3 protein-coding genes, 2 tRNA genes and 1 pseudogene are annotated in these 9,125 nt (G+C 46.2%); 5 read left to right on the top strand and 1 reads right to left on the bottom strand.

From position 1 onward, the window contains the following. The first annotated feature begins 87 nt into the window (after positions 1-87). Positions 88-6,132, top strand: coding sequence for a pullulanase-type alpha-1,6-glucosidase (gene pulA / locus AACQ17_RS10790; protein ID WP_094147868.1), 6,045 nt, complete (start codon positions 88-90; stop codon positions 6,130-6,132). A 319-nt stretch (positions 6,133-6,451) separates the two neighbouring features. Then, on the top strand, positions 6,452-7,123 hold the full coding sequence (locus tag AACQ17_RS10785; RefSeq protein ID WP_013856668.1) for a DUF2726 domain-containing protein: 672 nt from the start codon (positions 6,452-6,454) through the stop codon (positions 7,121-7,123). Here the strand turns inward: AACQ17_RS10785 and AACQ17_RS10780 are convergent. Further along, positions 7,111-8,172 carry a GGDEF domain-containing protein gene (locus AACQ17_RS10780; protein WP_013856669.1) on the bottom strand — a complete coding sequence of 354 codons (1,062 nt, stop codon included), beginning with the start codon at positions 8,170-8,172 and terminating at the stop codon, positions 7,111-7,113. The genes AACQ17_RS10785 and AACQ17_RS10780 overlap by 13 nt on opposite strands. Before the next feature lie 272 nt (positions 8,173-8,444). Between AACQ17_RS10780 and AACQ17_RS10775 the strand changes: the two genes are divergently transcribed. The 3 genes and pseudogenes from AACQ17_RS10775 to AACQ17_RS10765 all read left to right on the top strand — a co-directional run. Further along, positions 8,445-8,521, top strand: a tRNA-Val gene (locus tag AACQ17_RS10775). 37 nt (positions 8,522-8,558) lie between these two features. Beyond that, positions 8,559-8,635: transfer RNA gene (locus tag AACQ17_RS10770), tRNA-Val, on the top strand. Positions 8,636-8,874: 239 nt separating this feature from the next. Further along, positions 8,875-9,125, top strand: a pseudogene (locus tag AACQ17_RS10765) (type I-F CRISPR-associated endonuclease Cas1f); the annotation flags it as partial.

Below are 9,125 nucleotides of genomic sequence, written 5' to 3'. Positions count from 1 at the left end.
GATATAGACATATGTCTACTGATTTATAGGTTTTCTGCCAGCAGTGAGAGCAGGACGAGCACTAACGTTATAAAACGGATTACAACAATGAAAACAAACCTAACGAGAATGACTTTAGCGTTTGCTTCAATTGGTATGCTAGCGGGTTGTAATGACTCGTTAGACGTTCAAGTCATGGATGGGTATTTAACCAATGCCCAAGTTTGGCTGGATGTGAACGGCAATCGTCAATTTGAACAAAACGAACCTCAAGCGTATACCACCGACCAAAAAGGTATCGCAAAAATTAACGTGGCGGGGCTGCGTGGTGACGTAAACAATTATTACCTGATGGCTTCTGCTATCAAGGGAAAAACCGTTGACCAAGATATTCCCACCGTCAAAGCTGCGCGCAATTATTTAATGATGGCGCCAGCAAATTATCCGGTGATCAGCCCTTTTACGACTTACCTCAGCGTGCAGATGCAAAATGGTAAGCGAGAGAGTAAAGCGTTGGCTGAGCTGAAAAAGGCGCTGCGTATTCCAACTTTGGATGTCAAAGCGGATTATGTCGATAACCACATCTTGGTTGCTCAATCTGCTAAAGCGCTAGCGCAACTGCTACCTGCTACTATCGATGACTCCAGCTTGCCTGAATTGGCCAATACCTTGAAAAAAGCCAGTAAACGGTTTGGCGATGAGATCAAAAAAGCGCAGCGAGAAAAGAGCGATATTCGCGATAAAACACTGATGCTTGAAAATGGTGAGCCTGTTATTGGCTTTGATAGCGATAGAGATGGCGTAGCCGATTTGATTGACCACTTTCCTTACGACATCCAAGAGAGTATTGACTCCGATAATGATGGCATTGGCGATCACGCAGACCTAGACGATGACAACGATGGCTGGCCTGATGAAACTGAATGGCGATTAGGGACAGACCCTTATGACGCCTTAAGCTTTGCTGCCGATCTCGATGGCGATGGCATTGCGGATGTCGAAGATGATGATATTGATGGTGATGGGTGGAGCAACGCCGATGAAGCGCGTTTAGAAACGGACGCCAATGATGTTTCAAGCGTTCCTGCTGACCTTGATAGTGACGGTATTGCCGATAGCGAAGATGACGATATTGATGGTGACGGTGTGAGCAACGCGCAGGATGTATTCCCACGAGATCGCTTAGAAAGCCTTGATACCAATAACGATGGGCTAGGGGATTTTGCCTCAAGCGACGATGACGGTGATGGCATCCCCGACAGCATTGATCCACAACCGAAACAGGCGGATAACTCGACAACCGAGCCGACCCCAACTTATCAAGAAGCGATCATTTACTACCTGCGTGATGACAATAATTATGACGGCTGGGGACTACACCTTTGGAACAACGGTAGCTGTGATTCTGTTTCTGAATCTGCGCTTAATGGTGTGGATTGGGGAAATCCTTACTTAGCCTCAGAAATCGACCCGATTTATGGAGCGATATATCGCATTCCACTTAAAGCAGAACATGGCAACTGCATGAACTTTATTGTGCACAGTGGCAATGATAAAGCGCTGGGCGGCGATGATTTAGTGCTGGATTTTGTCAAAGGCAATACGCTTTATACGCGCCACGGTAGTGCGGTGTTGAACTATTCTCCGAATGAGCAAATTCAAGTTGCCATTGAGGGCGCAGCTGCACATTGGCTTGCGGTAAATCAACTGGCGTGGTTCGATCACAGCGAAGCGGCAAGCTATGAGCTTTGGAGCCGTGCGCAAGGCAATGGTGATATCGCCCATCCTGAACAATTCATTCATTACCCATTAGCCTTGTCAGGCGTGACAAATAATGCGCATTTCCCACATTTAGCGGGTCGAACAGCCTTCACATTGGATGTGAGCAATGAACAAGCTAAAGCGCTGTTGAAAACTCAGCTACTCACAGTAGCGAGAGATGCTGAAGGCAAAGTACTGGTTGCAACAAAAGTACAGATCCCAGGAATAGTCGATAATCTTTACACGGCGGGCAGCGATGATGCCGATGAAGCGAAACTTGGCGCTTGGATAGACGGTGATAGCGCGCATTTTGCGCTATGGGCTCCGACCGCGCAGCAAGTGGAGTTGTATCTGTATGATCAAGATAAAACCCTTCGCAGTACCTCCCCTCAGCCGATGGTTGAAGATCCCAACACCGGAGCTTGGCATTATCAAGGTGAGCGCTCGCTGAAAAACAGTTTCTATCGTTACCGCGTGCAGGCCTACCATCCTAAAACGGCGCAACTTGAATGGATGATGACGACCGATCCGTATTCGCAATCGCTCAGTACATCCAGCCTTTATTCTCAATTGGTGGACTTAACCGCAGCAGAGTCAAAACCGGACGATTGGGATACTCAAATTATTCCTGAATTGAGTCATCCTGAAGATAACATTCTTTATGAAGTACACATTCGTGACTTCAGCAACAGTGATAGCAAAGGAACAGCGGAATACAACGGTAAGTACCTCGCCTTCTTGGAAGAAGAACGTGACAGTGTTGCGCACCTGAAAAGTTTAAAACAAGCGGGTTTAACCACCATTCACTTACTGCCAAGCTATGATTTAGCGTCGATTCCGGAAGATGAGCAAAAGCGGGTCGATCTTAATGATACGGTCGCAAAACTGTGTGGTATTAACCCGCAAGCGTCGCTTTGTTCTGATGGAACGTCGATGAGCGCGACCATACTTTCTTTGTTGGAAAAAACCGACCCGAATACACCGCAAGCACAAGCATTACTTGCGGATGTGCGGCCGTTTGACAGCTTCAACTGGGGTTATGATCCATTCCATTACAGCGCGCCAGAAGGCAGCTATGCGGTGCAAAGTGATGGTGTGTCACGGGTGAAAGAGTACCGCCAAATGGTGCAAAAACTGCATCAGCTTGGTTTTCGAGTCGTGCAAGATGTGGTCTACAACCATACCTACTCGTCAGGTTTGTATGACAAATCAGTACTGGATAAAACCGTGCCCGGTTATTACCACCGCTTGAACCCCATCACAGGTGCGGTTGAAAATTCTAGCTGTTGCGACAATACCGCTTCAGAAAACCGTATGTTCGAGAAACTGGTGGCCGATAGCGTCACGATGTGGGCGCAAGATTACAAAATCGACGGTTTCCGCTTCGATCTGATGGGACACTTGATGAAATCAAGCATGCTCAAGATTTATGAGGCGGCGAAAACGGTTGATCCTGACACTTGGTTCTATGGTGAAGGCTGGAACTTTGGTGAAGTCGCCAACGGTGCCAGAGGCGAAAATGCTACGCAATGGCCAATGGCTGGAACGGGGATAGGGACTTATAACGACCGCTTACGTGACGGTGTGCGTGGCGGTGGTCCATTTGATAGCGGTGAGGCGCTATTAACCACTCCGGGTTTTGCTAATGCAGGTGATCGATTTAGTGATGAGCTGAAATCGAAAATGGACTTAATTCGCTATGGCATGGCTGGCAATCTACAAGCCTATCCATTGCAAACCGCCAGTGGCATGACAGTGCTTGGCCGTGATTTCCAATACGGTGGTCAAGGCGCGGCTTATACACTTGACCCACAAGAGTCGATTAACTACGTCTCTAAACACGACAATCAAACCCTGTGGGACTTCAACCAATATAAAGCAAAAGCAGAAACCAGCTCAGCGGATAGAGCGCGCATGCAGATCATTGGTCTTGCGCCAGTAATGCTTGGGCAAGGTGTTCCTTTCTTCCATATGGGTTCAGAACTACTTCGCTCAAAATCGATGGCGCGCGACAGTTACGACAGTGGTGATTGGTACAACCGTGTTGACTTTAGCAAGCAGACCAACAACTGGAATGTCGGCTTGCCAAGAGCAGATAAAGATCAGGCCAACTGGAGTGCGATTCAAAGTGTGATAGCCAACCCCAATACGGTGGCTTCCGCGCAAGATATCGCATGGACAGACAATGCCTTCAAAGCCTTGCTGGCGATTCGTGCGCAAACACCGTTGCTCAAGCTAATCTCTGAGCAAGAAGTGTTAAATCGTGTTCGTTTCCATAATACGGGGCCAAATGCGCAGCCTGGCATGATAGTGATGTCGGTTAATGATGGTATTTCAGCTGGTGCGGATCTGGATCCAAACGTAGAGGCGATAGTGGTTGCAATCAACGCTAATACCGCAGAGCAAAGTGTCGTGATCCCGAATGCGCAGCGCTTTGAATTACATCCTGTTTTACGCACAGCACAAGATGTGCGTGTTAAATCGAGCCAGTTTAACAATGGCCGCTTTACCGTTCCAGCCTTAACGGCGGCAGTGTTTGTGATGCCGCAGCAGGGCGAGCAGGGTGCTGGCTTAAGCATTGATGCGCCACCAATTGATGTTGCACCTTATGGTTCAACCACGGTGTACGTGCGTGGTTCGATGAACGGTTGGGGAGTTTCAAATCCATTATCCTATCAGCAAAATGGTCTCTACACGTTTGAAGGTTATCTGACTCCCGGAGTGTATGAATTCAAAATTGCTTCTGAAGATTGGAGCACACTAAACCTTGGTTTTGGTGGCTTTAGTATCGCTAGCGGTTCCGCGACATTGGAAAATGCAGGAAATGGCAATATCAAGCTTACCGCAACAGAGCAAGGTGTTTGGAAGTTCACACTGGATGCATCCAACACATCGCAACTGGTGGTTGGCGTTGTGGATACAGGTGTTGACTACGCGTGTTATCAAGACAATAACCCCGCTTGTGATTTGCGAATTTATCAAGTGATGGTGGAATCCTTTGTTGATGGAGATTCAAACGCTGATTACGGCGTTGGTTACGGCAACTCGCACCACCGTGGTGATTTGCAAGGCATCATCAATAGCTTGGATTACATTGCTAGCTTGAACGTTAATGCGTTGTGGTTAACGCCAGTATTTGATTCCTGTGCGGGTCAAAATGGCGATGATAAGCTTGACGCTACTGGCTATTTTGCGTGTGATTATTTCAACGTAGATCCTAACTTTGGCAGCAACGCTAAGCTAAAAGAGCTGATTGATAGTGCGCATGACAAAGGGCTGTACGTGTTATTGGATGGCGTATTTGGCCACACCAGCTCTGTTGGCGTGAAAGCGTCACCGAGCGGCAAGTTGCCTCAGCTTCATGACGGAGAAAGTGGTTATCCGGGCAAGTTGGTCACTTATCCTAGTCAAGCGAGTGAGGCATTTTTCACTGAAGTTGCCAGCTACTGGATCCGTGAGTTTGGCATTGATGGCTGGCGTTTAGACCAAGCGTATCAAGTCCCGCTTGAGAGCTGGCGTTCGCTGCGCGCGGCGGTTGAACAAGCATCGCAAGATAACCTCAATGCAGGGAAATCATGGGGCACATTAGGTTATATGGTCGGCGAAGTGTGGCAAGGGGCTGATGACATTACCCTAACTGCGTATGGCAGTGATGCAAACCCAGCGCTCTCCTCTGCCTTCAACTTTCCTTTACGCTATGGTGTGATGCAAGCACTAGCAGTGGAAGAATCTGGCGCAAGCGGTAGCGCTCTGAGTCTAGAAGCTAGTTGGAATAACCGAGCGAAATCGCCTTATCACGCCATGCCAAATCTAATGTTAGGTAACCATGATTTGGTTCGCTTTGGTGACCTGATCCAACGAGGTAATTTAGGTGATTATTATGCGCGACATCTTGCCGCGTTCAGTTTTCTTGCTGCTTATTCTGGGCCAATCACGCTTTACTATGGTGAAGAGATTGGGGATGAAGTCGAAAACTTTGCAGCGCAAGTGACACAAAATTGTGCCGCTGTTGGTTTGTGTGATGATCACGTTGCTCGTTCTAGTGGCAAAGTAGATGGTTCAAGCTTGTCACCACAACAGCAAGCGCTGAAAAACAGCGTCAGTCAATTAATGCTACTGCGCAGCCAATACCCGTCACTGGCTAAAGGGGAGCGGCGTAATGTGTGGATTGACGAGAGTTTGTACGCGGATCTCAAAGTGTACGGTGATGAGCAGATCATCTATGTGCTTAACACCAGCACTGCGGAGCGGAGATTATCTCTTGATATGGGAAGCGTAAAAGCTGCGACTCAATTGAAGGATTTAATGACTGAAGAGACGATCGCCACGCAAATCGGTACAACGACAATCATCGTTCCGGCTTTAACTGGTCGCTTACTTCAACTGGATTAATCGTTAAAGCAATGAAAGCTCGCTGCGGCGAGCTTTTTCTTTCTCTACTTTTTCCTACCAAGGCTCTCATTAATGAGCCTCTCGTTTGGTCATTGTCCATTGACAGAAAACACAAGTTGCGACATTTCACTCATTGGCGTAGCTTATCAACCTGAATGACACTCTGGCACACATTCTAGATTCAGCTTACAAGAGAGCCTGCTGCCATGTGGATTAGGTCACCCTCTTCAACAAATCCATAGTAATAAACTGGCCTTTGGGCGGTACTTCGTTTATTAATTAGCGAGTTAGCTAATTACTTCAAAATGGTTTTTATCGTATGACCAACATTTTTATCATTGTTGCACTGCTGGTGCTGTTTTTTGTCTTTATCCAAAAGTACGTGATCAAACACGACGATACCAAAGATTACGCTTATAAGAAGAAAGGGGCGTTACTCAATATGTCTGAAGGCGCCTTTCATAACGCACTGAAATCTGCAGTAGGGGAACACGGTGTGGTGTTGGCTAAAGTTTCAATGGCCAACGTGGTTACCCCAGCGGCGAACTTGAATAAAAAGCAGTGGTTTATCGCCAATAACCGAATCGCCAAAAACTATTTTGATTTTGTGGTGTGTGATGCAAGAACCCTAGAGCCGCGAGTTATCATCGAGTTGGATAACGGAAAAGAACTGCATAAAGGCAAGGTAGAGCGTGAAAAATTGCTGATGCATGTGTGTAAGTCTGCCAACATTCCATTGATTGGTGCGAACATCAAACACAGCTATCAAGTGAGTAAACTAAGAAGGTTACTGGCCGCGCATATTGATTTGATCGAAACCGATAAAGAAGTGCGTTTTTGCAAAAAATGTGGCAGCCCAATGGTGATAAAAATTGCCAGCCAAGGCGAATTCAAAGGTCGACGATTCTTTACGTGTAGCCGTCAACCACAGTGTACCTATACTGAAAATTATAATGTGGTGTATGAAGTAGGCGAGGATCAAGAGCTCTGAGAAATCCAAAGTGTCGAATCATCCACTGTGTCATTGATTTGGCAAATACAAACTTGGTTACGTCCATTTTTCTTCGCTTTATAAAGCTCAACATCGGCTAATTTCAGTAGTACATCCAACTTGTCACCTTCACGGTATTCACAAATACCGACACTTAAGGTCAGTTGGATTCGCTTCGATCCATAAGCGTACAAATGTTGATTAATCGCCTCGCGCAGTTTTTCTCCCACATGTTCGGCTTGCGCGATGCTATTATTAAACAAAGTCACACAAAACTCCTCCCCGCCGATACGGTAGAGGTTATCGTCGCCCACAATTTGAGACATTACCTGCGTCGTATCGATCAGCACCTTGTCACCGGCATCATGCCCATGGGTGTCATTCACTTGCTTAAAATAATCAAGGTCAATCACTAAAAGGCACAGCGTCGTATCCACTTTATTTTGCACAAAGTGGGCGAAGGCGTGAGTGAGTGCCAAACGATTGTGAGAGCCCGTCAACGCATCACGAGAAGCGAGGTAGCGTAGCGAGTTTTCGGTTTTCTTACGGCTAGATTCAAAAAGATGAGCCACCGTCCAAATCCCGCAATAGCAAAGAAGTAAGTTGATCATCAACGGGGTTGGGTCATAATCCACATTCCATGAGCCTTGAGAATGGATATTGAACAGTTGCGGAATGAGTGCGATGCCTGTAGCGAGGCGGCCATGCTTAACCCCTAGCAATAGGTAAAAAAGTACTGGGAAAAACGTTGTCCATAAAAATAGGCCATTGCTTAAAGGCTGAATAAAAGTCCCTACACTGATAATGAGAATAAGAAAGTAGACATAAATACGGATATGCGTGACTGAGTGAGTTTGTTTTTTTGCAATAAAGTAAACGTAGTAGGAGTAGCACATGAAGACAGATTCTAAGGCCGCTAGCCCGTAGCTGTAAGTGTAAAAAACGTTAAATAGGACGAAGAAAAATGCAATAGCGGTCAGCAGCAAGCTTAACCCGCAAAGTACAGAGGCTCTCAAATGATGAGAATGGTTGAATAATCGCGCATCCATGTTACGTCACCGTATTGCATATCGAAGATATTGATAAAGGTTATAGTACGAGATAATTGGTCCGAATCAATGGATAATCTCACATAACTTATACAATGAAATAAATTGGACAGCTTACACCTATTGTTGATCCGGTTATTGTGCTTAACCCCAGAGTTGTGAATAAAAAACAGACAAGCTGGTGATAGATAAGCCAACTGGCTCAAAAACAAAGAAAATAGACTTGCACACAGCAAAAACAGCCGTTAATATCCACTCCGTTCTGAAGATATGCGTCCGTAGCTCAGTTGGTTAGAGCACCACCTTGACATGGTGGGGGTCGGTGATTCGAGTTCACTCGGACGCACCATTTCAGTTGCATGTATCATGCTCAAGAACAAAAATTTGGGTCTTTAGCTCAGTTGGTTAGAGCGTCTGGTCGACATCCAGAAGGTCGTTGGTTCGAATCCAATAAGACCCACCAAATTCAAACAAAGCCCGCCACGTGCGGGCTTTGTTGTATCTGAAGCGCCTAAATTAGTATTAGACAACCTGTCCATTCTATCTGTTTCGTTTAAAAACTTAGTGATAACGAACATAGCGATAACGAACATAGTTTCGCTGTTCTAGATCATGAAACATCTACCTTGTAGTAGTCGCCAATTAGAAAAGGATTTATGGTATTGAACTCATAGCAATTGGCTTGAGTGCAACTAAGATACCATGGATGATTTCTCCCCCTCTGATTTAAAAACTATACTCCATTCCAAACGCGCCAATATGTATTACTTAGAATATTGCCGCGTGATGCAAAAAGATGGTCGTGTGCTCTATTTAACAGAAGCAGACAAAGAAAATCTCTACTTCAATATCCCGATAGCCAATACCACCGTACTCATGCTGGGCAACGGCACCTCCATTACTCAAGCCGCGATGCGCATGCTCTCGCAGGCTGGTGTGTTGGTGGGTTTTTG

This window comes from Vibrio sp. V10_P2A27P122 (assembly GCF_963874335.1).
GTDB classification, from domain to species: domain Bacteria; phylum Pseudomonadota; class Gammaproteobacteria; order Enterobacterales; family Vibrionaceae; genus Vibrio; species Vibrio anguillarum.
This window is presented reverse-complemented; position numbering and strand designations above follow the sequence as displayed.

Bases quoted from the DNA above. Each gene is read 5' to 3' on its own strand.
- pulA (WP_094147868.1), top strand. From the start codon at position 88: ATGAAAACAAACCTAACGAGAATGACTTTAGCGTTTGCTTCAATTGGT.
- AACQ17_RS10780 (WP_013856669.1), bottom strand. From the start codon at position 8,172: ATGGATGCGCGATTATTCAACCATTCTCATCATTTGAGAGCCTCTGTA.
- AACQ17_RS10785 (WP_013856668.1), top strand. From the start codon at position 6,452: ATGACCAACATTTTTATCATTGTTGCACTGCTGGTGCTGTTTTTTGTC.